The organism is Mesorhizobium sp. M1004 (assembly GCF_040318795.1).
Classification (GTDB): domain Bacteria; phylum Pseudomonadota; class Alphaproteobacteria; order Rhizobiales; family Rhizobiaceae; genus Mesorhizobium.
In genome coordinates this window covers 715,504-736,870 of the sequence record NZ_JAMYNB010000001.1, presented here as the reverse complement: position 1 = coordinate 736,870, position 21,367 = coordinate 715,504, and the positions used below count along the sequence as shown (strand labels likewise).

The window sequence follows — 21,367 nt, the reverse complement described above, 5'->3', positions numbered from 1 at the left end:
GGCCTTCATGATCATCGTCACGGGCGGGGCCGGCATGATCGGCTCCAACATCGTCGCCGCACTCAATGCCGAAGGCCATGATGACATCCTCGTCGTCGACGACCTCACCGACGGCCACAAGATCGCCAACCTGGCCGATTTGCAGATAGCCGACTATCTCGACAAGGACGAATTCTTGGCCACCCTGGAAGCCGGCGACCTAGGCCCCGTCGAGGCCGTCTTCCACCAGGGCGCCTGCTCGACCACCACGGAATGGAACGGCAAGTTCATGATGGACGTGAACTACGCCTATTCGAAACGGCTGCTGCATGCCTGCCTGTCGCTGCGCGTGCCCTTCCTCTATGCCTCCTCGGCTTCCGTCTACGGCGGCGGTTCGGAGTTTCGCGAGGAGCCCGCACTTGAGCGGCCGCTCAACGTCTACGCCTATTCGAAGAAACTATTCGACGACTATGTCAGGCGCACTGTGTTCGACACCGATCATTCGCAGGTCGCCGGCCTGCGCTACTTCAACGTCTATGGCCCGCGCGAGGCGCACAAGGGCGCCATGGCCTCGGTCGCCTTCCATCTGTTCAATCAGGTCGGGCGCGGCGAAAACCCAAAGCTGTTCGGCGCCCATGACGGCTTCGGCCCCGGCGAACAAAGCCGCGACTTCATTCACGTCGGCGATGTCGCCGACGTCAATCTGTGGCTGTGGAAGCGCGGCTCGAGCGGCATCTTCAACTGCGGCACCGGCCGCGCCCAGCCGTTCCGCGCCATTGCCGAGACCGTGATCGATACGCTGGGCCAGGGCGAGATCGAGTTCATCGAATTCCCCGATCACCTCAAGGGCAGCTACCAGAGTTTTACCCAGGCTGATATGTCCCGCTTGCGCGCAGCCGGCTATAATGGGCAATTCCGCAGCGTGGAAACCGGCGTCAGAGACTATGTCGAATGGCTGAAAGCCCAAAGATCCTCGTGATCGGCCCACGCTGGGTGGGCGATATGGTCATGGCTCAGTGCCTGTTCTCGGCATTGAAGGAGCTCCATCCCAACGCCGCCATCGACGTGCTTGCCCCGGCCTGGGCGGCCCCGCTGGTCAAGCGCATGCCCGAGATTCGCCAGCAGATCGATTTCCCGCTGCAACCCGGCGCGCTTGAATTCATCGTTCGCCGCCGCTTCGGCCGCCTGCTGCGCGGCCGCTACGACATGGCCTACGTCCTGCCGGGTAGCTGGAAATCGGCGCTGATCCCGTTCTTTGCCCGCATTCCGCGCCGTTTCGGCAATTTGCGCGAAATGCGCTATGGCCTGCTGACCGACATCTTGCCGCTGCCCGATGCCGTCAAACGGCACACCGCGCAGGCCTATTTTGGCCTCGCCCAAGGCGGACATTTCCGGCCGCCGCGGCTCACCGTCGACGCCGGCAATCAGAAAGAGCTGCTCGCTCGCTTCGCACTTCAGCCGGGAAAATTCGTCGCCATGATGCCCGGCGCCGAATTCGGTCCGGCCAAACGCTGGCCTAGCGAAAGCTATGCCGGCCTCGCCAGAGAGATGATGGCGAAAGGATTCAAGGTCGGGTTGTTCGGCTCGAAGAACGATCGCGACGTCACCGCCGAGATCGCAGCACTCGCGCCCGGTGTCGTCGATCTGGCAGGAAAGACGCGGCTGGAGGACGCCATCGACCTGATCGCCGCGGCCAGGCTGGCGGTGTCCAACGACAGCGGGCTGATGCATGTCGCGGCCGCCGTCGGCACGCCGGTCGTTGCCGTCTACGGTTCGACCTCGCCGGAAAACACGCCGCCGTTGGCTGAACAGCGCGAACTGATCTGGTTGCATCTGTCTTGTTCGCCCTGCCACCGGAAGGTCTGTCCGCTCGGCCACCTCAACTGCCTGAAGACGCTGGACGTTGCCCGAGTGGCAGCGGCGGCGGACAGGTTGCTGGAACTCCCGGCCGCCGCATGAAGGTGTTGATCGTCAAGACCTCCTCGATGGGCGACGTCATCCACACCTTCCCCGCCGTCGAAGATGCACGCCGCAAGCGCCCCGATATCGCCTTCGACTGGTGCGTCGAAGAGGCCTTTGCCGGCATCGTCGCGCTGCATCCGGCGATAGCAAAGATCCATACCGTCGCCATCCGGCGCTGGCGCAAGCATCTGTTCAACGCCGGCACATGGCGGGAGGCGACAAGCTTGCGCCGCGCTCTGCAAGCAGGCGAGTACGACCTCGTCATCGATGCGCAGGGGCTGCTGAAATCGGCCCTGGTGGCGAAACAGGCAGCGGCACCAATCGCAGGTTTCGACCGCGCAAGCGCGCGGGAGCCCTCGGCAACGTTGTTTTACCAGCGCAAATACGCCGTGCCGCGCAACCTGCACGCCATCGAACGCACGCGCCGGCTGTTCGGGCTGGCGCTCGGCTACGAGCCCGACCTTTCGACCCTGGCATCCGGGATTGTGCCGCCTCCGGGCCGCCTGGCCGGCATCGACGGCAAGACGGCCTTCCTGCTGCACGGCACCAGCCGCGAAGACAAGAAATGGCCCGCCGAAGACTGGATCGAAACCGCTCGCCTGCTGGTTGGTACCGGAATGACGCCGGTCACCACCTGGTCGAACGAGCGTGAGAAGGCGGTCGCCGAGGCAATCGCGAAAGCCGTGCCGTCAACGATCGTGGTGCCGAGATCGCCGCTGGCAGACATTGCCGCGATCCTTGGCCGCTCGACGCTGGTTATCGGCGCCGACACCGGTCTGACCCACCTCGCCAGCGCCTTCGGCCTGCCGACGGTCGCGGTGTTCCTGGCGACCGAGCCGGGTTTGACCGGCCCGCGCGGGCAATATGCCTCAACGTTGCTGGCCGCATCGGGGGAGCGCCTAACGCCGGCGAAGGTGGTGGCGGAAGCTAAGAAGCAACTGGCGCTCAAATCACGAGCACCAGCCTAGAGCCTTTCAGAAGTATCTGAGGTGCTAGATAAATTGCACCTGGACGATCTCATAACCCCTGGCGCCGCCAGGCGCGTTGACCTCGATGGCGTCGCCGACTTCCTTGCCGATCAGCGCGCGCGCGATCGGCGATGAGATCGAGATACGGCCCGATTTCACGTCCGCTTCCTGGTCGCCGACAATCTGGTAGGTCTTCTTTTCCTCGGTGTCCTCGTCGACCAGCACCACCGTGGCGCCGAACTTGACCTTGTCGCCGCTAAGCTTGGTGACGTCGATCACCTCGGCCCGAGCAATATAGTCTTCCAGTTCGTTGACACGGCCCTCATTGAGGCTCTGCGCCTCTTTGGCGGCATGGTATTCGGCATTTTCGGACAGGTCGCCATGCGAGCGCGCTTCGGAGATCGCCTCGATGATGCGCGGCCGCTCCTCCTGCTGGCGCCAACGCAGCTCTTCCTTCAATGACGCGAACCCCTCGCCTGTCATCGGGACCTTGTTCATGATGCCTGACCTTTCCTGCCGCCACCCCCGCATTTCGGGGAAAGCCTTGTCGATGGGTATAAAAAGAAAACGGGTCCGGCAGCCTCGGGCTAACGGAACCGTTTCACCGCAATTTTCCCCAATATAGCGATCCTCGCGCGTTTTTCACGCTGAAAAAGCAGGCTTTTTGAAAAATCATGAGCCCTTGCGCAATTGCCGTCACGGCATGTGCAGCGTGTTGCAGTTGCGACAACAAAAACCGGCTGCGATTGCTCGCAGCCGGCCCAGAGAAGCCGTTGGGGTGGGGTCAGCTTCTCATGAAATGGTAGATCTGTTCGGCCAGCATGCCGTATTCGCGCGAATCTTTGCCCGTCCGCTTCTCGATCTCGGCCAGCTGCGCCTGGGCGCCGGCCAGATCGCCGATCTGCAGATGGGCCTCGCCGAGATATTCGCGCACCAGCGTGTAATCCGGGTTGATGCGGAGCGCTTCCTCGTAATAGCCGAGGCCGACGGTGACACGGCCGGAATGGCGATGCGAATAGCCGAGATAGTTGAGGATGCGTGGATCCTGCTTGTTGGCGGCAAGGCTGAGCACGGCGATCGCCTCATCATAACGCCCGGCCATGGCCAGGTCGTGACCAGCATCGTAGATGTTGTCGTCGTCCAGCATGCCGTACTTCGGCGCGACGCATTTCTGCTTTTTCTTGTCCCAGACCTGCCCCTTCTTGCACTGGGTGGTGGTCTCGGTACCACCGCCACCGCCGCCGGCCGCAAACACCGGAACCGCAAAGAACTGCAGCGCCACAAGCGCCGCAGCCGCCTGGATCAACACTCTTTTATGCATCGAAGCCTCCTTGAGGGATAATGACGATCTTGAGGGATAATGACGATAATGAAAAGCTAACGCCGGGATGCAGACTTTTCATCCCGGAAACCCGCAGCCGCCGAAACTATTTGTGCGGCCGTGCCTAACCTGAATTCGGTCAAAGGCGGGAGCCAGGGATCAGAACATGACGTGACGCGCGCTGCAAATCCGCTATCATTCCGGAAATGATCAGCGGGGGTGCCCGAGAGTGCAACAGCGCCGTGAGCGGGAATGGGAGCTATCGATCGGCCCGGACACCGTGCGCCTGTTCATTCTCAAGGCAAAGGGACTGAGTGCTGCCGTCAACGAAGACTATGCCGACGGTGCCGAGCATGAGGTCGAGCTCGATGGTGAATCACATGCCAATCACCACCATGACGGTCTGGCGGAGGAAAGCGCGGAAGACCTCACCGAGGAAGAGCTGCGCGAGCTGATCAACGACCTCAACGTCGACGAAGCGGCCGAGTTGATCGCGCTGGCCTGGGTCGGCCGCGGCGACTATGACGCAGCGGAATGGTCCGATGCGGTTGCCGCCGCGCGCGACCGCGCCAACAAGCGCACGGCGAAATACCTGCTCGGCATGCCGCTTTTGGCCGACTGGCTGGAAGAAGGGCTGGAAGCGATTGGCGCGTAACGGCGTGGTTACCGTTCGTGATGGGCCGCAGGCAACCTCCGGGCGCTCGCGCCGTTGAGGAGGATGGGGTCGCTTGTACTTTCCCGAACATGCAGAGTTGCACTGGTCATGGTCGTCACGGCTCTGCTGCTGACGCCCCTGCTGACGCAAGCCGACGCCAAACAGCGCAAGAAGCATTACACGCCGCTGTCACAGCGGTTGGAGCAGCTGTTTTCACCGCGGGTCGACTCGCATCCTAAGCCGCGCAGTAAGCACCGCCAGAAGCCCAGTCCAAAGCGGCACATCACGCCAAAGCAGGTGGAACAAAAGACCCCGGATAAAAAGCCCTCGCCCGCCGATGTTCCGGTGCAGCCCTCGCGCGTTGTCCCGCTGCCCGAGGCGCGTCCTTCAGAGGCGCCGAAGACCGGCGCGGCACCGATCGAAAAGCAAAAGGCCGAAGGTCCGAACCCCCTTGGCGCGCCCAACCGGTCCAATGACGATCGATTCAACGAAGAAAAATCCGGTTTTAAAAAGCAGGCGCGGCCCGGACCGTCAGCCCCGAAGCCATCGACCGATAGGCAAAGCGAGCCCGAGCCGCCGGCCGCGGCGCCGATTCCGACACAAAAGCCAGACACTTCGGAACCTGAAGCTCAGCCGCCGGCCGTTGCTCCGCAACCACCTGAAAAACCCGATGCCGGCGACAAGAAGATGCTGCCCGATGCGCGCTCGGCCGATTTGCCCGATGCAAAAATGCCGGCGGCGGAAGTCGCCTGTCGCGAGCGGCTGACGGCCCTTGGTGTCGAATTCGAGGAGCATAAGGCGGAAAGCAATCCCGACATCGGCTGCTCGATCCCCTATCCCCTGGTGCTGAAGTCGCTCGGAAAATCCATCGCCATCGGCCCCGCGACCGAACTCAACTGCCCGATGGCCGAAGCGGCAGCCCGCTTTGCCGCCGAAATCATACAGCCGGCGGCGAAAGCCGAGTTCGGAGCCGACCTGAAATCGATCAACCAGGCATCGGCCTTTGTCTGCCGGCCGCGCAACGGCACGCGCCATCTGTCGGAACATGCCTTCGGCAACGCGCTCGATATTGCCAGCTTCACGTTGTCGGATGGCAGAAAGGTCGAAGTCGGTCCAACGCCGCCCGAGAAGGACGGCAAATTCCTCAATGCGGTGCGCAAGGCCGCCTGCGGACCGTTCAAGACCGTGCTTGGACCGGGCGCGGACCCGGACCATTCCCTGCATTTCCATCTCGATCTCGAACCGCGCCGGAATGGTGGCACTTTCTGCCAGTGATGGCCCTTCAGTGATCGTCATGCCAGTGATGGTCTGGCTGCCGCATTTCGGCCGCAGGCATGAACGCGGACGCTGAGTTTTCCTTTACCCTTGATCGTTAAAATCCCACCGATCAAGGACAGGATTCCGCCCATGGCCGCAATATTTCGCGCCGCGAAGGCAAAAAGCGCAGCGATACTGGCCGCCGGTCTTGCGCTGGCCGCCGTTTCGGCTTGCAACACTGGCAGCGTGCTGTCGCTGCAGCCGGCCGTCGATGTCGGCTCGCAGACCGCGGCCGTGCCGCAATATGAAGGCATGCAGAAGCTCGTCCCGTCCAATCCCTATATGACTGCCGCCTATCCGCGCATGGACGAGCCGATGTCGGAGTCGGAGCCGCAGCAGATGCCGGCCAGCGAAACCGATTGCCGTGGCGAGCTGAAGCGCCTTCGCGTCGTCTACACCGATGTCCAGCCGACCCATGAGGGACAGTGCGGCATAGACTGGCCGGTCAAGGTCTCCGCCATCGGCGGCATCCAGATGAAGCCCGCCGCAACATTGACCTGCGACATGGCCGCAAGTTTCGCCGCCTGGACCAGCAACGAACTGGTTCCCTCCGCCCGCTGGCGCTATTTCTCGGGCGTCAAGACCATCCACCAGGGCTCAAGCTATTCCTGCCGCAACATCGCCGGCGAAGGTGTCCTGTCCGAGCACGGCAAGGGCAACGCCCTCGACGTCATGAGCATCGAGCTCAACAACGGCGACGACATCGACGTGCGCAAGCCCGGCCTGTTTGCCTTCCGCACCCGCGGCTTCCTCAACAATGTGCGTGCCGACGGCTGCCAGTATTTCACCACCGTGCTCGGTCCCGGCTACAATTACGATCACCGCAACCATTTCCATTTCGACATCAAGAACCGCAAAAGCGGCTACCGCGCCTGCCGCTAAGGCGTTTCACCGTTCAGAAATCAGTCGGGATTGGCGTTCCTGGTGGAAGCGATGATTTGCTGGGCCACCAGATCCTGGATGCGCCAAAGGTTCCTGTCGCGGATACCGCTCTCTTCCAACTTGCTGACGGTTCGGAACAGGTATTGAGCCGACGAGCCCCAATGCCCGGCAGCCCGCGCCAGCGTGTCGGCAACCTGCTCCAATGGCAGCCGGCCCGCATAGGCCCTGCCGTCTGGCGCGGCGACGAAAGCCAAGGCCCGCAACGGCCCATCCTTGGTCTTGACCTTGATCCAGCATGGCACGTTAGTCGGCGGATTGGCATCGATCTCGCGGCGCATCAACTGGCCAAGTTGCCCGACATGGTCTTCCGCGGGCAGCCGATAGACGATGCCGTTGCAGCTGCCGCCTCGATCGAGCGCCAGCATCAGCGCCGGCAAATCACGGGTTCCGCGCCAACGGGTCAGCGTCAGGCAGAACGAGCGGTGCCATCCTGGCGCCGTGGCCGGGCGCTGCTCGACATGGGCAAATTCGGGGTTCCAGATCAGCGACCCGTAGGCAAAGACCCATAGCGCTTCAGGCCGATGCTCCGACAGAAGTTGCTCGACAAGACTATCGAACTCCGCGTCTGTATGCTCGGTTGTTCCGGGCTCGGGACCCGGATCCGGTTCGACACGTTCGACCCTTGCGACAAGGTCCGCGGTCAATGCCATCGAGCTGCGACCCACCGGCTTCTTATCCATTCCTGCTCACCCCCCGCAAAAACGATGGCCGACGATAGAACGGCTGCTCGCCGCTGGCCATTGATTTCCAGGGTCCGTCAGGCACAGATACCGCACGGATCGAGCCGCTTTCATGAGCCGACGAAGCCTGCAACGACGCGCATTGACCTGGCTCGCCGCTCTTCTGGCGGTCTGGCTGGCCCTCGCCTATGTCGCTGCGCCGGAATTCTGGACGGTTCGCGACCGCGGCTTTCGCACGCAGACTTTCGAGATGGTGACACACACGCCGCAAGGCATTCCGGGCGACCCGATCAATATCGGCCTTGTCGGTACCGAAAAAGAGATGGTCCATGCCTTCGCCATGACCGGATGGGATACGGCCGATGGCGTGACGCTAAAGACCGCGATCGAAATCGGTGAGAGCGTGCTGTTCGACCATCCCTATCCTGACGCCCCGGTCAGCCGGCTGCTGTTCGAAGGCCGCGCCCAGGATCTCGCCTTCGAAAAGCCGGTCGGCGGGAGCGCCGACCGGCGCCATCATGTCCGCTTCTGGCGCAGCGATGCGACCGGCGACGACGGCCGAACGCTCTGGATGGGCTCGGCCAGCTTCGACCGCGGCGTTGGTCTCAGCCACGATACCGGCGCCATCACCCACCATATCGCCCCTGACATCGACGCCGAGCGCGATCTCGTGATCCACGACCTGTCGGCGGCCGGCATGGTGACCTCGGCGAGCGACATCCCGGGCATCGGCGCCACCAGGACCGGACGCAACGGCGGCGGCGATCCCTATTTCACCGACGGCAAGACTCTTGTCGGGGTGCTCAGGCAATTCCCCTGAACCACCGTCATTTCCCAAAAATCATCGCGGACTATTTTCCTGCGGCCCGCCGCAATGCTATTGAGCCCTGATGCTATACGTCGAAATCGCCACCGTGGTCGTCCTCATCTGTGTGAACGGCCTTCTGTCGATGTCCGAGCTCGCCATCGTGTCGTCGCGCCCGGCGCGGCTCAAGGCGATGATCGACCGCGGCGTCAATGGCGCCGGGCGTGCGCTGACGCTCGGCTCCAATCCCGGCAAATTCCTGTCATCGGTGCAGATCGGCATCACTCTGGTCGGCGTGCTGTCGGGCGCCTTCTCCGGCGCCACGCTGGGCGACAGGCTTTCGGTGTACCTGGCCACGACCGGCATGCGCGAAAACATCGCCGACCCGCTCGGCGTCGGCATTGTCGTTGCGATCATTACCTATTTCTCGCTGATCGTCGGCGAGCTGGTGCCCAAGCAGATCGCGCTGCGCGATCCCGAGCGTGTTGCGGCCCGCGCGGCGCCTGCGATGACCATCCTAGCCACCGTCTCGGCGCCGCTGGTGTTCCTGCTCGACATTTCCGGCCGCGCCATATTGTGGCTGCTCGGCCAGCGCGGCGAGAGCGAGGAGAAAGTCACCGACGAAGAGATCAAGATGCTGGTCGCCGAGGCCGAGCACCACGGCACCATCGAATCCGACGAGCGGCGCATGATCGCCGGCGTCATGCGGCTCGGCGATCGCGCCGTGCGCGCCGTGATGACGCCGCGCACCGAGGTCGACTGGATCAATTTGCAGTCCGATGAGGGTGCCATCCGCAAGCTCTTGATGGAGACCCAGCATTCGCGCCTGCCGGCCGGCGATGGCGGCGTCGACGTCATGGTTGGCGTTGTTCAGACGCGCGACGTGCTGGCCGCCCTGCTCGCCGGCCGCGCACTCGATCCGCGCAAGCATGTGCGCGCCGCCCCCATCGTCTACGACCAGGCCGACGCGCTGGATGTGCTGCAGAAGCTGAAGGAATCCGACGTGCCGATGGCGCTGGTGCATGACGAATACGGCCATTTCGAAGGGATCGTCACACCTGCCGACATCCTCGAGGCCATCACCGGCGTCTTCCGGGCCGATACCGACGCCGGCGACGAGGAAAACGCCGTCAAGCGCGAGGACGGCTCATGGCTGCTCGCGGGATACATGCAAGCCGACGAGATGGCTGACGTTCTCGGTATCGACCTGCCGGAAAACCGCGACTACGAGACCGTCGCCGGTTATGTGCTGTCGCACATGCACCATCTGCCGGCGACCGGCGAATGCGTCGACGCGCAAGGCTGGCGTTTCGAGGTCGTCGACCTCGACGGCCGCCGCATCGACAAGCTGATCGCCACCCGGCTGCCCAGCGGCCATCGCGAAGTGGTGCGTTGACGCTCTGCCGTCAAAGCGAATAGCGCCCTCAGACCGCGGCTTCGATCGGTTCGGCAAGCTTCGGATTGGAGCGCGAGGCGATCAGGCAACTGGCCACGATCAGGGCCGCTCCAGCCAGCGTGGTCCAGGTCGCCGCCTCGTCGAAGAACAGCCAGCCAAACACGATCGCCCAGATGAAGGCGGAATACTCCGTCGGGATTAGATATTGCGCTTCGGCCCGCGCGTAGGACCAGCTCATCAGGAACTGGCCGGAGAGCGACAGCGCCGTCACCCCGGCCAGTGGAAGCAAGAGATTGCCCGGCAGGGCAACCGCGAGCCAGGGAGCGGCGGGGAGAAGGACGGCGGCAACGCACAGGTTCTGGAACAGCATGATCTCGACTGGTTTGGCCACCAGCGCCTGCCGCCGCGAGAGGATCAGATTGTAGGCGTAGAACACCGTCGATGCGAGCACCGCCACCGTGCCAAGCAGGGCATCCCCGGTATAGTTCCCTTGCCCGAACTGTCCGGCCATGATGATGACGACGCCGGCGATGCCCGCCAGCGACGCCCAGATCGCCTGGCGCTGTATGCGTTCGCCCAAAAGCAGCGCCGCCAGCAGGAGAGCGAACAGCGGCGCGACGAAACTAAGCCCGATCCCATCCGCTAGCGGCAATCTGGCAAGGCCCCAGAAGAACGACAGCAGAACGATGCCCACGATCACGGCGCGCAGCGCGTGTAGCCGCAGCACGGAAGGCGTGGGAAGGGAACGCGGCCCCGCCGCCCAGGCCGTGCCCGCGACCACGCTCGCAAGCATGCTTCGCCACAGCACCGTGTTGTAGACACCGACGGCGATGACCAGGATTTTCATCGCCGCATCCATGGCGGACAGAAGGAAGATCGCAAGTGCACAGACCAGCACCGGGGTCATGGGGGAAACGACGCCTGACAGGCTGGGTGACTTCACGGGGCATGCTCATGTGATGGATCGCAGCCGGATATATCAGGGGAGGACGGACAGGCCAGATGGCAGGGCCGTGCATATGGCGGTCCAACCGATCTTCGCAGCCCCTCGATTTGAATTCGGTGCGTCGGCAGCGCCTTTCGCTATCGGCCCCAGCCTGCCCTCACCCATGATTGATCCGCTGGAAGAATGGCAAAAGCAGCCAAAGCCTCTATATCGATTGTCATGGATGCATCGAACGAACACGCGCTAAACGACGAGCTTCTCCAAGATATCCAGCGCCTGTCCTTCGAGTATTTTCTCAACGAGGCCAACCCTGCCAACGGCCTGGTCGCCGACCGCAACACGCCAACGTCGCCTGCCAGCATAGCCGCTGTCGGGCTCGCTTTGTCGTCCTATCCCGTCGGTGTCGAGCGCGGTTTCATGACGCGCGATGCCGCAATCGAGCGGACGCTCGCCACGCTTCGCTTCTTCTGGAACGCCCCGCACGGGCCGGAGCCCGATGCCACCGGCTACAAGGGTTTCTACTATCATTTCCTCGACATGAAGACCGGCCGCCGCGTCTGGAATTGCGAACTGTCCACGATCGATACCGCACTTCTGCTTGCCGGTGTTCTGGCTGCCGGCGCTTATTTCGACGAGGACGATGAGCTCGAACTGGAAATCCGCAAGCTTGCCGATGCGCTCTACCGCCGTGCCGACTGGCGCTGGGCGCAGAACGGCGGCGCCACCGTCACCCATGGCTGGCGGCCTGGAAAAGGCTTTCTGCGCTACCGCTGGGAAGGATTTGACGAGGCGCTGATCCTGTACGTTCTGGGTCTCGGTTCGCCGACCCACTCGCTGCCGCCCGAGAGCTACGCGGCCTGGCTGTCCACCTATAAGTGGAAGACAATCTACGGCCGCGAGATGGTCTATGCCGGCCCGCTTTTCATCCACCAGTTCTCGCATATCTGGATCGATTTTCGCGACATCCGCGATGCTTTCATGCAGGGTCACGACAGCGACTATTTCGAAAACAGCCGCCAGGCGACGTATCTGCAGCGCGATTACGCAATCCGCAATCCGAGGGGGTTCGCGGGCTATGGCGAGAATTGCTGGGGCGTCACCGCCAGCGACGGCCCAGGTCCGATCGCGCGGCGAGCCGATGGACGCCGCTTCTTCGGTTATCTCGCCCGCGGCGCACCGTTTGGCCCCGATGACGGCACGCTGTCGCCATGGGCGGCAATCGCCTCCTTGCCTTTTGCGCCGGAAATCGTGCTGCCGGCGCTGCGCCATTTCCACGAGATGGACCTGCGCGACGGCAACCCTTACGGCTTCACCGCGAGCTTCAACCCGACGATCGCTGCCGACGACGGCCGCGCCTGCGGTTGGGTATCGCCGGACCATGTCGGCATCAACCAGGGGCCGATCGCCCTGATGATCGAGAACTACCGGTCCGACTTCCTGTGGCGATTGATGCGCCGCGTGCCGGCCATCACCACAGGACTGCGCCGGGCCGGGTTTTCCAGCGGGTGGCTGTGACAGGCGGCGATCCTTCGCGCGGGATCGTCAAGGCATCAGCGCGACCTTGCCGGTCCGACTCCACCATCCGGCCAAGGGAGCCGAGAGCGCCTCTTCACGTGAATGAAAAAGGGCGGCGCAAACGCCGCCCTTTGGAAAAATCATCGATCCTTGGGAGGATAAGGCTCAGGCCGCCTGGGCTTCGCCGGCAATCGCGTCGGCCTGACGCGCTGCCTTGAGCACGCGGGCCCACCAGGCAACGTCGTTGACCAGCGCCGTGGCAGCCTGGTTCAGATGCTCGATCTCCTCGAGCTTCTTCTCGCCCTGGCGCACCGCCAGGAAATCGCTCCAGGCAATGTGAACGGCGGATTTGACCGGCGCCATCTGCAATTCGACCGCGGCAAGACGCAAATGTTCGACAGCGCGCGAGCCGCCGACGCTGCCATAGCCGACGAAACCGGCCGGCTTCTTGTTCCATTCATTGGCGGCGTAATCGATGGCGTTCTTCAGCACGGCCGTCGGGCCATGATTGTATTCGGCGGCGGTGAAGATGAAGCCGTCGAACTCGGCGACCTTCTTTTGCCAGCGCTGGGCAACTTCGTTCTGCGACGGCGCCCAGGCGGACGAGGCGACCTCGTCGAAGAAGGGCAGCGGCCAGTCGCGCAGGTCGACGGTCTCGACGTCGATGTCGGCATGAGATTTCGCGATCTTGGCGATCCACTGGGCGGGCACATCGGCGAAACGCGCGGCGCGTGTCGAACCGACGACGATGGCGATTTTGGGCTTGGACATGGGGCTCTCCATATATGCAAAAGCTGGTATCGTTTGGATACCGGCGCTATATGAGATACTGACAAATGGCAGCGCAAGGAGGCACCGTTATGTTACTGAGGCACCCGCACAACACCGAAGACTGCCGCGCCGTCTCGGAAATCCTGCAGCGCGTCGGCGACAAATGGACCGTTCTGGTCGTCGGCAAGCTGGGCGGCGGACCGCTGCGTTTCAATGAGTTGCGCGCCGCTGTCGGCGGCATTTCGCAGAAGATGCTGACCACCACCTTGCGCGGTCTTGAGCGCGACGGCTTCGTCACCCGAACCGTGTTCCCGACCATCCCGCCACGCGTCGACTATGAGCTGACGGAGCTCGGCCATGAGCTGCTGGTGCCGGTCGGCGCGCTCGGCGAATGGGCGCGGAAGAACACCTCGCGGGTCCAGGCGGCGCGTGAAAGATTCGATGGCGTGCACGCCTGAAAACCGTTGCCCAGCAATAGTTTACGGATTTTGCCGTCGACGACGCGTACCCGGGTTTAACTGGATCCGCCCTTGCATCGTTGGTCACGCCATCGCGACATAGCTGCAGCGTTTCGTTCGCCGGCGCATCATCATTTTGAGGCTGACGAGGTCTTCCGCTGACGGGCCCTCAGGCCTTTGACGCAGGGTTGCTGCAACACACTGCGCCGCACGTCTCTACCCTTGCAGACCGGTGGGCGGTCCGCTCGTTGCCAACGGTCCGGTCGTGCGTGCAGGCAACGCTTGGAAGCTCTTTCCTGATCTCGGTATAAGCGGTCGTGCCAAGCAGGCAGATCACCGCGACGAGGGCCGCCACGAGCCAGCCGTTCAGCATGTGTTGACGCATTGTCTTCCCTCCGCCGCCCGCAGAATCGGATGTGAAGGCAACCATTGGATGTCGCGCAGCGCATCGCCCGCGCGGGGGATGTTACATAAGCGCAAGCTTGGCAGAATCGACGATGTCAACTTTCGGTTGGAATCGGCTTCGGCTTGCCGTCGCTATCCAGCGCCACCATGACGAAATCGGCGTGGGTGACCTTCTCCATCAGGTCGGAGAGGTAGCGTTGCGCCCAGGCCTCGACCTTGAGCGTCATGGAGGTGCGGCCGACGCGCTCGACATGGGTGTAGATGCACAGCGTGTCGCCGATCTTCATCGCCTTGGCGAAGGACATTTCCTTGACAGCCGCCGTCACCACGCGACCCTTGGCCCGCTCGGCCGCACGGATGCCGCAGGCAAGATCCATCTGCGCCATCACCCAGCCGCCAAAGATGTCGCCGGCCGCATTTGCATCGGCCGGCATGGCGAGCGTACGCAAGGTCAGATCGCCGATCGGCCGTCCGTCCGCGTAATGCACCATCCGAGATTCCCCTGAAGCGATAGCCCTTGATCCCGTAGCGTCATGGACCCAAGAGGTCAACGCGACGGGCGAGGCTCCCGGCGCAATGTCGGTTCCATGGTGGCTTTTCCGACCAGGCGTCTCACGGTCGCTTTTTTCACAAGCCATGCCGGAAGCCGCAGGGGCGCGGCCAAGCCGTCGCGGATAGGCTGCGCTCAGTTTTGCGGAGCCGCCAACACCAATCATGCAGACTTATGACTTCATCATCGTCGGCTCCGGCTCAGCCGGCTCGGTTCTCGCCGACAGGCTGTCGGCTTCCGGCCGTTACTCCGTGCTGGTGCTGGAAGCCGGCGGCAGCGACCGCCGCTTCTATGTCCAGATGCCGCTTGGCTACGGCAAGACTTTCTTCGACCCCGCGGTCAACTGGAACTACAAGCCCGAGCCGGACCCCGGCCTTGCCGGCAATGTCGACCATTGGCCGCGCGGCAAGCTGCTTGGCGGCTCCAGCTCGATCAACGCCATGGTCTGGATCCGTGGCGCGCGCGAGGACTTTGACGACTGGCGCGATGCCGGAAATCCCGGTTGGGGCTATGACGATCTGTTGCCGGGCTTCAAGGCGCTTGAGGACAATGAGGCCGGCGCCGACAGATGGCGCGGCACCGGCGGGCCGCTGCATATCACCGACACGACGAACGCCGTCCATCCGCTGACCAGGCGCTACCTCGCAGCCGGCCAGCAGGCTGGGCTGCCGCTCAACCCTGACTTCAACGGCGCCGCCCAGGAAGGCGTCGGCGTCTACCAGATCTCGACCAGGAATGGCCGCCGCATGTCGGCCGCGCGCGCCTTCCTGCGCCCGGCGATGAAGCGCGCGAATGTGCGCGTCGAAGCCAATGCGCTGGCGACCAGAATCCTGTTCGAGGGCAAGCGAGCCGTCGGCATCGAATATCTGCAGAACGGCGAGACCAAGACGGCGCGGGCCGGCCGCGAGGTGATCCTGTCCGCCGGTTCGATCAACTCGCCGCAGCTGCTGCAACTGTCCGGCGTCGGCCCCTCGTCACTGCTCAAGGGGCTTGGCATCCCGGTCGTCCACGGCAACGAAAATGTCGGCGCGCATCTGCAGGACCATGTCGGCATCAACTATACCTTCAAGGGAAACGTGCCGACGCTCAACCAAATCCTGCGGCCCTGGTGGGGCAAGCTGCTGGTCGGCATGCGGTACATCCTCACCCGCTCCGGCCCGCTGTCGCTGTCGATGAACCATGGCGGCGGCTTCTTCCGAACCGACCTGGCGTTTTCGCGCCCCAACATGCAGCTTTATTTCCAGGCTTTCTCGACCGTCATTCCGAAGAGCGGCGAGCGGCCGATCCTGACGCCGGATCCGTGGCCGGGCTTTTCCATCGGCCTCTCCAACTGCCGCCCGTCCAGCCGCGGCGAGATCATGATCCGCTCCAGCAATCCGCTGGACTATCCCAGGATCGTCGCCAACGCCTATTCCACCAACGCCGATGTCGACGAGATGCTGGCGGCGGTGAAATTCGTGCGCAAGATAGCCTCGATGCCCGCCATGGCCGAGATCATCACTGAGGAGGTTTTGCCGGGCCCATCGATCCAATCGGATGCCGATCTGATCCAGGATTTCAGGAAGCGCTCAGGCACCGTCTATCACCCGGTCTCGACGTGCCGCATGGGGCCGGGCGCCGGGGCCGCCGTCGTCGACCCGCGCCTGAAAGTGCACGGGCTCGCAGGTCTGCGTGTCATCGACGCCTCGATCTTTCCCGCCAACATCACCGGCAACACCAACGCCGCCTCGGTCATGACCGGATGGAAGGGCGCCGAACTGGTTCTGGAGGACCAAAAATGAAGATCACCGACGTCAAGACCTGGGTAGTCGGCAACCCGCCGCCCGGCATCGGCGGCAAGTATTTCATCTTCGTCAAGCTGACCACCGATGGCGGCGTCGTCGGTTACGGCGAGGCCTACAACGCCACCTTCTCGGCTCACATAACAGCGAAGCTGGTCGAGGACATGGCCGAGCGTTACCTGATCGGCCACGATCCGCATGACATCGAGACCTTCTTCCGCCGCGCCTATTCCTCAGGATTTACCCAGCGCCCCGACGTTACCGGCATGGGCTGTTTCTCGGCGCTGGAAATGGCCTGCTGGGACATTGTCGGCAAGGAAGCCGACAAGCCGGTCTACAAACTGCTCGGCGGCCAGGTGCACGAGACGCTGCGCTCCTACACCTATCTCTATCCGCACACCGGCAGCGTCCATTCGGAGGACGCGCCGGACGGCCGGAACGTCTACAATGACCCCGAATTGGCGGCCGCCTGCGCGCTCGAATATGTCGAGCAGGGGTTCAACGCCGTCAAGCTCGACCCGGCAGGCCCCTACACCGCCTTCGACGGCCACCAGCCGCGCCTGATCGACATCGATGTCTCCACCCGCATGGTCAAGGCGATCCGCGAAGCGGTCGGCACCCGCGCCGATATTCTGTTCGGCACGCATGGCCAGTTCACCGCGTCGGGTGCGCTGCGCATGGCACGAGCCATCGAGCCCTACGATCCCTTGTGGTTCGAAGAGCCGGTCCCGCCGGACATGCCCGAAGTGATGGCGCATGTCGCCCGCGGCACCTCGATCCCGATCGCCACCGGCGAGCGGTTGACCACGAAGTTCGAATTCGCTCGCGTGATCGAGAACCGCGCCGCCACCATCCTGCAACCGGACCTTGGCCGCTCAGGCGGCATTCTCGAAACCAAGAAGATCGCCGCCATGGCCGAGGCCTACCACATCCAGATCGCGCCGCACTGCTATTGTGGGCCGATCGTTGGCGCCGCCAACATCCAGCTGGCGGTGACGCTGCCCAATTTCCTCATCCTGGAATCGCTGAAGCAGTGGGACGGCTTCCACGCGACACTGCTCAAGAAGAAGATCGAATGGCAGGACGGCAATGTCATTCCATCGAAGGAGCCGGGCCTCGGCGTCGAGCTGGACGAAGCGGTCTGCGACGCGCATCCCTACACCGGCAAGGACCTGCATTTGCAGATGATGCAAACGCCGCTGATGCCGTGAGCGAACGCTACGCCTTCATCGGCCTTGGCCATCTCGGCGGCAACCTTGCCGCCAGCCTGTTGCGCAACGGTTTTGTCGTCATCGTCTTCGACCGCGACCCCGCCGCCGTCGAGCGCCTCGTGGCGCTCGGCGCCACGGCCGCGACCAGCCCGGCCGAAGCGGCGGCACAGGCCGGCAATGCCATTACTTGCCTGCCCTCGCCCAAGGTCAGCGAAGCGGTGCTGGCGAATGCCGGCGGCCTGCTCGAGGGTCTGCCCAGGGGCGGCTCCTGGATCGAGATGTCGACCAACGGCCGCGACGAGATCCTGCGCCTAGCCGCCCTCGCCGCGGCCAAAGGCATCGAGACGCTGGAGTGCCCGGTCACCGGCGGCGTGCATCTGGCCGCGGTCGGAAAGATCACCGCGCTTGTCGGCGGCGATGCTGCGCTTTACGAGCGCCATCGTCCGGCCATCGAAGCGATGTGCGCAAAGTCGTTCCTGATGGGTCCGGTCGGCTCGGCGGCGGTGATCAAGGTGATCACCAACATGCTGGCCTTCATCCATCTCGTCGCCGCCGGCGAGGCGCTGATGTTGGCCAAGCAAGGCGGCCTCGACCTCGCGCAATCCTACCACGCCATCGTCGCCTCCTCCGGCAACAGCTTCGTCCATGAGACCGAAAGCCAGCTCATCCTCAACGGCTCCTACGACATTGGCTTCACCATGGACCTGGCACTGAAGGACCTCGGCTTTGCGCTTGCGATGGGCAGGGAGTTCAGACTGCCACTCCAACTGGCGCCGCTTGTGAGTGAGATTTTCCTGATGGGCAAACAGGAATATGGCGGCGGCGCCTGGTCGACCCAGATCGTCAAACTGCTCGAGGATGCCGTCGACATGGATCTGCGCGCGCCCGGTTTCCCAGCCAAGCTGGAAAGCTAAGCCGGGTAAATATGTCCTGCGATTTCATGTCCTTGGCCGGTTCGCCGGAATCGCCGCTCAAACCACCTGAATCAATCCCTCAACGCCTTGATTCAATATCTCAGCGTCAGCGCTCCGGGCAGGATCTCAAACGTCGCGGGTATACGCCCCGGCGACTCGCCGTCTATGTCGACCAGCGCGCTATTCTTCTCGACATCGCCGATCGGTTCGACCACCACTTTCCGGCCGCGCAGGATGGTGATGGCGGGATGGTTACGATGCCGTCCGCCATAGAGCAGGCGGATGTCCCAGATCAGCTTGAGCTTGCCGGCCGCGCGCAGGATGACGATGTCGAACTGGCCGTCGGCGAGTTCGGCGTCCGGGGCGATCATCATGCCGCCGCCGAAGAACTTTCCGTTGGCGACCGCCACCAGCGCCATGCGCGCCTCGACCGGGGTGCCATCGTCGACGGTGATCCGGACATCCTGGAAGCGGTAGCGGATGAACTCGACCACGGTGCGCCAGAAAAACAGCGCCTTGGCCGACATCCTGCCCTTGCGCTTGTCGGCATTGACCGCACGGTCCGTGGCGCCGGATAGGCCGAGGCTGGCGATATTGATGAAGTGCCGGCTGGCCAGCGCGCCATGGTCGTCGATGTAGCAGATGCGCCCGGCATCGACCTTGCGCGCCTTGGCTTCGGCGATCCGCTTCAGCACCGCATCCACCTCTTTCGGCAGCCCGAGCCCGCGCGCGAAATCGATGCCGGTGCCGCAAGGCAGCAAGGCAAGTTCGGTTGTCCGGCCGCTCTCATCGAATGCCTGCAGCAATCCGTCGGCCACCTCGCTGGCGGTGCCGTCGCCGCCGGCCGCGATCACCAGCTCGAAGCCGCTTGCCGCGAGGTCGAGCGCCAGCCTTTCGGCGTCGCCCTCGGCCTGCGTCTCGCGCAGCTCGAATTCGCCGAAATGCTTTTTCAGCGATGCAGCGACCTCCGGCCAATGCCGTTTCAGCCGGCCGCCGCCGGCAATCGGATTGAGCACCACCCCGACTTTCAATGCGCACCCTCCCCGCACCGAGCCGATAGGCTCGATGCTTTGCCGGCATTGAAGCCCGCGCCAGCCGGCGGAGCAAGGGGCACAGCCGATCAGGCGCCAAAAAGCGGGCGGGCTGTCTAATGCAACTGGAGTCGAAATTCCGAGCTTTGTGGCAAACGATCCCCGATAATCCCGTTATCCACAGGCTCACGCCCATTCCCCAAAACCCTTACCCGGCGTAAGTTTAACCCATCTCAGGCGGCTACCGATCGCCACGCCGAAAGGCAAAGCGAAAAGGCGGATTTCCTGAGGCCCGTACGGCCCGAAGCGAGAGCAGGCTTGCTTGTTCGAGGGACGGATGCCGAGACCTACGGGGCCGCGGAAAGCGTGCGAACGCCAACGGCGGACCGATGCTGCCATGAAGGACGGCGAAAACCTTCGATGGCGCGCTGGGCGAAGCTCGCAAGGGTGGAGCACGGCGTGGTCTGGAACGGGCACTGCCCTCGGGCGGTGACTGGCAGGACCGTCAAAATCAAGGCCGGCATGGCGCGACGACTTTACGGAAGTTGCTGCCGCGACCGTGTCCTGATCTGACAGGGAGGCGCTGGGAGAAATCCCGGCGCCGACTGTCTTTTGGGCTAAGGGTCCAGTCGGCGAAGCGACGCGTGAAGAAGCCGATACTTTGCTGGAGCGCGATTTCGGCGCTGACGGCACCATCTTCATCACCAGGCGCGATCAGCAATTCACCGACATGATCCCGCGCCTGATCGACAGAGGCGTGTCCTTCGTCGAGATCGGTGGCAATGACGCGATCATGCTCACCGTGCTTTCGGCGGCAGACTTCGCTCCGCCCGAAGGCGCCCGGGCGCTGTTCAGCCAACCGTTTCCGATCGATCCGGCCACCCGTCGCACCGGGCTGATCGTCGCCGTGCGCAAACTGCACATCGTGCTGCCGGCGCTGTTCGAAGCAGGCGCGAGGCTTGAGCGCGTCTACAACTGAAGCCGCGCCCTGCACGCGGCCTGCCCGGCGGGCCGAGCTACTTCTTCGGGCCGATGCCCGGGACCAAATTGAGGCCAGCGTTTATATATTCCGGCCGTATGGCGCCGCTGATGAGCGTGAAGGTGGCGAGCATGATGCTGGCCAGCGCACCGTCATGCCATGGCCTGAGGGCCAGCGCGTTGACGGCATAGGCCCAGAATGGGAAGGCGAGCATCGACATGACGATGTTGGCTCCCGGAGCCTCCGCATTGTCGGCTGAATCGCTGACCGATTTCAGATACACCGGCGTCATCGCCAGCGCGACGATCAACATGATCCATGAAATGGTCCAGACGCTGATACCGGCCATTTCAATCTTATAGATGGCTGCCTGCACCTTACCCGGAATGTCCCCCGGATTGCCTTTGGTCTCTTCCGCCACCGCATCGGTCAACGCCTTGGCAACCGGCTGCTCAGTGGCATTGACCAGGATGGAGTTGACGAAGATGAAAAATGCCACGACTTCGGCAGGCACGTACTTCGCAACCCGGTCGAGATAGCCGTCGCCGCCTTTCGATCCTTGATCTTCTTTCTTGTCATCGTCGACGCCGAGCGGAGCATCGCCTGGAACGCCCTCGAGCGTTGAATCCCTTTTCGGCACAGGCTCAGCGGACCGGACAATTCTTCCCATGACAACCCCCTCCTATATTGTTGTATCGCCCCGTGAGTATCGTAGTAGAAAACCGGGCCAAGAAACAGTTGTCGCGGCCATAGCCGACAAGATTTATTCAGGCTTCTTCCT

22 protein-coding genes are annotated in these 21,367 nt (G+C 63.3%); 14 read left to right on the top strand and 8 right to left on the bottom strand.

What is annotated here, in order from left to right; translation table 11 throughout:
* Positions 1-7 precede the first annotated feature (7 nt).
* From rfaD to waaC, 3 genes are read left to right on the top strand one after another with little or no spacing between them, the layout of a single operon-like run.
* Positions 8-958 carry an ADP-glyceromanno-heptose 6-epimerase gene (rfaD, locus tag NKH54_RS03595; RefSeq protein WP_352594810.1) on the top strand — a complete coding sequence of 317 codons (951 nt, stop codon included), beginning with the start codon at positions 8-10 and terminating at the stop codon, positions 956-958.
* Entirely contained in the window at positions 931-1,938 is a 1,008-nt protein-coding gene (gene waaF, locus NKH54_RS03590; RefSeq protein ID WP_352594808.1) for a lipopolysaccharide heptosyltransferase II, read from the top strand. The genes rfaD and waaF overlap by 28 nt, the downstream gene beginning before the upstream one ends.
* Positions 1,935-2,909 carry a lipopolysaccharide heptosyltransferase I gene (waaC, locus tag NKH54_RS03585; protein WP_023825336.1) on the top strand — a complete coding sequence of 325 codons (975 nt, stop codon included), beginning with the start codon at positions 1,935-1,937 and terminating at the stop codon, positions 2,907-2,909. Before waaF ends, waaC begins: the two co-directional genes overlap by 4 nt.
* Before the next feature lie 24 nt (positions 2,910-2,933).
* Here the strand turns inward: waaC and greA are convergent, their stop codons facing one another.
* Positions 2,934-3,407 (bottom strand): transcription elongation factor GreA, encoded by a 474-nt coding sequence (greA, locus tag NKH54_RS03580; RefSeq protein WP_023671981.1) that lies wholly within the window; start codon positions 3,405-3,407, stop codon positions 2,934-2,936.
* A 286-nt stretch (positions 3,408-3,693) separates the two neighbouring features.
* Positions 3,694-4,230, bottom strand: coding sequence for a tetratricopeptide repeat protein (locus NKH54_RS03575; protein WP_023683752.1), 537 nt, complete (start codon positions 4,228-4,230; stop codon positions 3,694-3,696).
* A 229-nt stretch (positions 4,231-4,459) separates the two neighbouring features.
* Between NKH54_RS03575 and NKH54_RS03570 the strand changes: the two genes are divergently transcribed.
* The 3 genes from NKH54_RS03570 to NKH54_RS03560 all read left to right on the top strand — a co-directional run bounded on the left by NKH54_RS03570 (position 4,460) and on the right by NKH54_RS03560 (position 7,084).
* Positions 4,460-4,885, top strand: coding sequence for a DUF3775 domain-containing protein (locus tag NKH54_RS03570; RefSeq protein ID WP_023683751.1), 426 nt, complete (start codon positions 4,460-4,462; stop codon positions 4,883-4,885).
* 198 nt (positions 4,886-5,083) lie between these two features.
* Complete coding sequence (locus NKH54_RS03565) at positions 5,084-6,160, top strand: extensin-like domain-containing protein (RefSeq protein ID WP_023689711.1); 1,077 nt, start codon at positions 5,084-5,086, stop codon at positions 6,158-6,160.
* Between the two features lie 132 nt (positions 6,161-6,292).
* Entirely contained in the window at positions 6,293-7,084 is a 792-nt protein-coding gene (locus NKH54_RS03560; protein ID WP_353027714.1) for an extensin-like domain-containing protein, read from the top strand.
* A gap of 20 nt (positions 7,085-7,104) precedes the next feature.
* Here the strand turns inward: NKH54_RS03560 and NKH54_RS03555 are convergent, their stop codons facing one another.
* Positions 7,105-7,824, bottom strand: a complete 720-nt coding sequence (locus NKH54_RS03555; protein WP_023705875.1) for a gamma-glutamylcyclotransferase — start codon at positions 7,822-7,824, stop codon at positions 7,105-7,107.
* Between the two features lie 112 nt (positions 7,825-7,936).
* On the opposite strand from NKH54_RS03555, the gene NKH54_RS03550 reads away from it, so the two are divergent.
* Both NKH54_RS03550 and NKH54_RS03545 read left to right on the top strand, forming a co-directional pair.
* Complete coding sequence (locus tag NKH54_RS03550) at positions 7,937-8,644, top strand: LssY C-terminal domain-containing protein (protein ID WP_352443337.1); 708 nt, start codon at positions 7,937-7,939, stop codon at positions 8,642-8,644.
* A 70-nt stretch (positions 8,645-8,714) separates the two neighbouring features.
* Positions 8,715-10,025, top strand: a complete 1,311-nt coding sequence (locus tag NKH54_RS03545) for a hemolysin family protein (RefSeq protein WP_023724931.1) — start codon at positions 8,715-8,717, stop codon at positions 10,023-10,025.
* A 28-nt stretch (positions 10,026-10,053) separates the two neighbouring features.
* On the opposite strand, the gene NKH54_RS03540 is transcribed toward NKH54_RS03545, so the two are convergent.
* The gene (locus NKH54_RS03540) at positions 10,054-10,932 is read right to left on the bottom strand and encodes a DMT family transporter (RefSeq protein ID WP_050587011.1); all 879 of its coding nucleotides are present in this window, start codon (positions 10,930-10,932) and stop codon (positions 10,054-10,056) included.
* A 258-nt stretch (positions 10,933-11,190) separates the two neighbouring features.
* Here NKH54_RS03540 and NKH54_RS03535 point away from each other — a divergent pair, with 258 nt between their 5' ends.
* Complete coding sequence (locus NKH54_RS03535) at positions 11,191-12,486, top strand: glucoamylase family protein (RefSeq protein WP_023683745.1); 1,296 nt, start codon at positions 11,191-11,193, stop codon at positions 12,484-12,486.
* A gap of 165 nt (positions 12,487-12,651) precedes the next feature.
* Here the strand turns inward: NKH54_RS03535 and NKH54_RS03530 are convergent, their stop codons facing one another.
* Entirely contained in the window at positions 12,652-13,257 is a 606-nt protein-coding gene (locus tag NKH54_RS03530; RefSeq protein WP_023671992.1) for an NADPH-dependent FMN reductase, read from the bottom strand.
* A gap of 89 nt (positions 13,258-13,346) precedes the next feature.
* Between NKH54_RS03530 and NKH54_RS03525 the strand changes: the two genes are divergently transcribed.
* On the top strand, positions 13,347-13,715 hold the full coding sequence (locus NKH54_RS03525) for a winged helix-turn-helix transcriptional regulator (RefSeq protein ID WP_023683744.1): 369 nt from the start codon (positions 13,347-13,349) through the stop codon (positions 13,713-13,715).
* 500 nt (positions 13,716-14,215) lie between these two features.
* Here NKH54_RS03525 and NKH54_RS03520 read toward each other — a convergent pair whose 3' ends face one another.
* The gene (locus NKH54_RS03520) at positions 14,216-14,611 is read right to left on the bottom strand and encodes an acyl-CoA thioesterase (RefSeq protein WP_023671995.1); all 396 of its coding nucleotides are present in this window, start codon (positions 14,609-14,611) and stop codon (positions 14,216-14,218) included.
* A 223-nt stretch (positions 14,612-14,834) separates the two neighbouring features.
* Between NKH54_RS03520 and NKH54_RS03515 the strand changes: the two genes are divergently transcribed.
* From NKH54_RS03515 to NKH54_RS03505, 3 genes are read left to right on the top strand one after another with little or no spacing between them, the layout of a single operon-like run.
* On the top strand, positions 14,835-16,451 hold the full coding sequence (locus NKH54_RS03515) for a GMC family oxidoreductase (protein ID WP_023741088.1): 1,617 nt from the start codon (positions 14,835-14,837) through the stop codon (positions 16,449-16,451).
* Complete coding sequence (locus NKH54_RS03510) at positions 16,448-17,662, top strand: mandelate racemase/muconate lactonizing enzyme family protein (protein WP_023691553.1); 1,215 nt, start codon at positions 16,448-16,450, stop codon at positions 17,660-17,662. The genes NKH54_RS03515 and NKH54_RS03510 overlap by 4 nt, the downstream gene beginning before the upstream one ends.
* Entirely contained in the window at positions 17,659-18,576 is a 918-nt protein-coding gene (locus NKH54_RS03505) for an NAD(P)-dependent oxidoreductase (RefSeq protein WP_023683741.1), read from the top strand. The genes NKH54_RS03510 and NKH54_RS03505 overlap by 4 nt, the downstream gene beginning before the upstream one ends.
* Before the next feature lie 92 nt (positions 18,577-18,668).
* Here the strand turns inward: NKH54_RS03505 and NKH54_RS03500 are convergent, their stop codons facing one another.
* A complete protein-coding gene (locus NKH54_RS03500) occupies positions 18,669-19,607 on the bottom strand; it encodes a diacylglycerol/lipid kinase family protein (RefSeq protein WP_353027713.1) in 939 nt (312 codons plus the stop codon).
* Positions 19,608-20,268: 661 nt separating this feature from the next.
* Between NKH54_RS03500 and NKH54_RS03495 the strand changes: the two genes are divergently transcribed.
* Positions 20,269-20,586: a hypothetical protein gene (locus NKH54_RS03495; RefSeq protein WP_023724937.1), complete on the top strand. Its 318-nt coding sequence runs from the start codon at positions 20,269-20,271 to the stop codon at positions 20,584-20,586.
* 37 nt (positions 20,587-20,623) lie between these two features.
* On the opposite strand, the gene NKH54_RS03490 is transcribed toward NKH54_RS03495, so the two are convergent.
* On the bottom strand, positions 20,624-21,256 hold the full coding sequence (locus NKH54_RS03490; protein WP_156933370.1) for a hypothetical protein: 633 nt from the start codon (positions 21,254-21,256) through the stop codon (positions 20,624-20,626).
* Between the last annotated feature and the right edge of the window lie 111 nt (positions 21,257-21,367).

What these genes read in the sequence shown, in the direction of transcription:
- NKH54_RS03560 (WP_353027714.1), top strand. Translation starts at nt 6,293, where the DNA reads ATGGCCGCAATATTTCGCGCCGCGAAGGCAAAAAGCGCAGCGATACTG.
- rfaD (WP_352594810.1), top strand. Translation starts at nt 8, where the DNA reads ATGATCATCGTCACGGGCGGGGCCGGCATGATCGGCTCCAACATCGTC.
- waaF (WP_352594808.1), top strand. Translation starts at nt 931, where the DNA reads ATGGCTGAAAGCCCAAAGATCCTCGTGATCGGCCCACGCTGGGTGGGC.
- greA (WP_023671981.1), bottom strand. Translation starts at nt 3,407, where the DNA reads ATGAACAAGGTCCCGATGACAGGCGAGGGGTTCGCGTCATTGAAGGAA.
- NKH54_RS03540 (WP_050587011.1), bottom strand. Translation starts at nt 10,932, where the DNA reads ATGACCCCGGTGCTGGTCTGTGCACTTGCGATCTTCCTTCTGTCCGCC.
- NKH54_RS03550 (WP_352443337.1), top strand. Translation starts at nt 7,937, where the DNA reads ATGAGCCGACGAAGCCTGCAACGACGCGCATTGACCTGGCTCGCCGCT.
- NKH54_RS03535 (WP_023683745.1), top strand. Translation starts at nt 11,191, where the DNA reads ATGGATGCATCGAACGAACACGCGCTAAACGACGAGCTTCTCCAAGAT.
- NKH54_RS03490 (WP_156933370.1), bottom strand. Translation starts at nt 21,256, where the DNA reads ATGGGAAGAATTGTCCGGTCCGCTGAGCCTGTGCCGAAAAGGGATTCA.
- waaC (WP_023825336.1), top strand. Translation starts at nt 1,935, where the DNA reads ATGAAGGTGTTGATCGTCAAGACCTCCTCGATGGGCGACGTCATCCAC.
- NKH54_RS03575 (WP_023683752.1), bottom strand. Translation starts at nt 4,230, where the DNA reads ATGCATAAAAGAGTGTTGATCCAGGCGGCTGCGGCGCTTGTGGCGCTG.
- NKH54_RS03555 (WP_023705875.1), bottom strand. Translation starts at nt 7,824, where the DNA reads ATGGATAAGAAGCCGGTGGGTCGCAGCTCGATGGCATTGACCGCGGAC.
- NKH54_RS03510 (WP_023691553.1), top strand. Translation starts at nt 16,448, where the DNA reads ATGAAGATCACCGACGTCAAGACCTGGGTAGTCGGCAACCCGCCGCCC.
- NKH54_RS03545 (WP_023724931.1), top strand. Translation starts at nt 8,715, where the DNA reads ATGCTATACGTCGAAATCGCCACCGTGGTCGTCCTCATCTGTGTGAAC.
- NKH54_RS03520 (WP_023671995.1), bottom strand. Translation starts at nt 14,611, where the DNA reads ATGGTGCATTACGCGGACGGACGGCCGATCGGCGATCTGACCTTGCGT.
- NKH54_RS03515 (WP_023741088.1), top strand. Translation starts at nt 14,835, where the DNA reads ATGCAGACTTATGACTTCATCATCGTCGGCTCCGGCTCAGCCGGCTCG.
- NKH54_RS03525 (WP_023683744.1), top strand. Translation starts at nt 13,347, where the DNA reads ATGTTACTGAGGCACCCGCACAACACCGAAGACTGCCGCGCCGTCTCG.
- NKH54_RS03530 (WP_023671992.1), bottom strand. Translation starts at nt 13,257, where the DNA reads ATGTCCAAGCCCAAAATCGCCATCGTCGTCGGTTCGACACGCGCCGCG.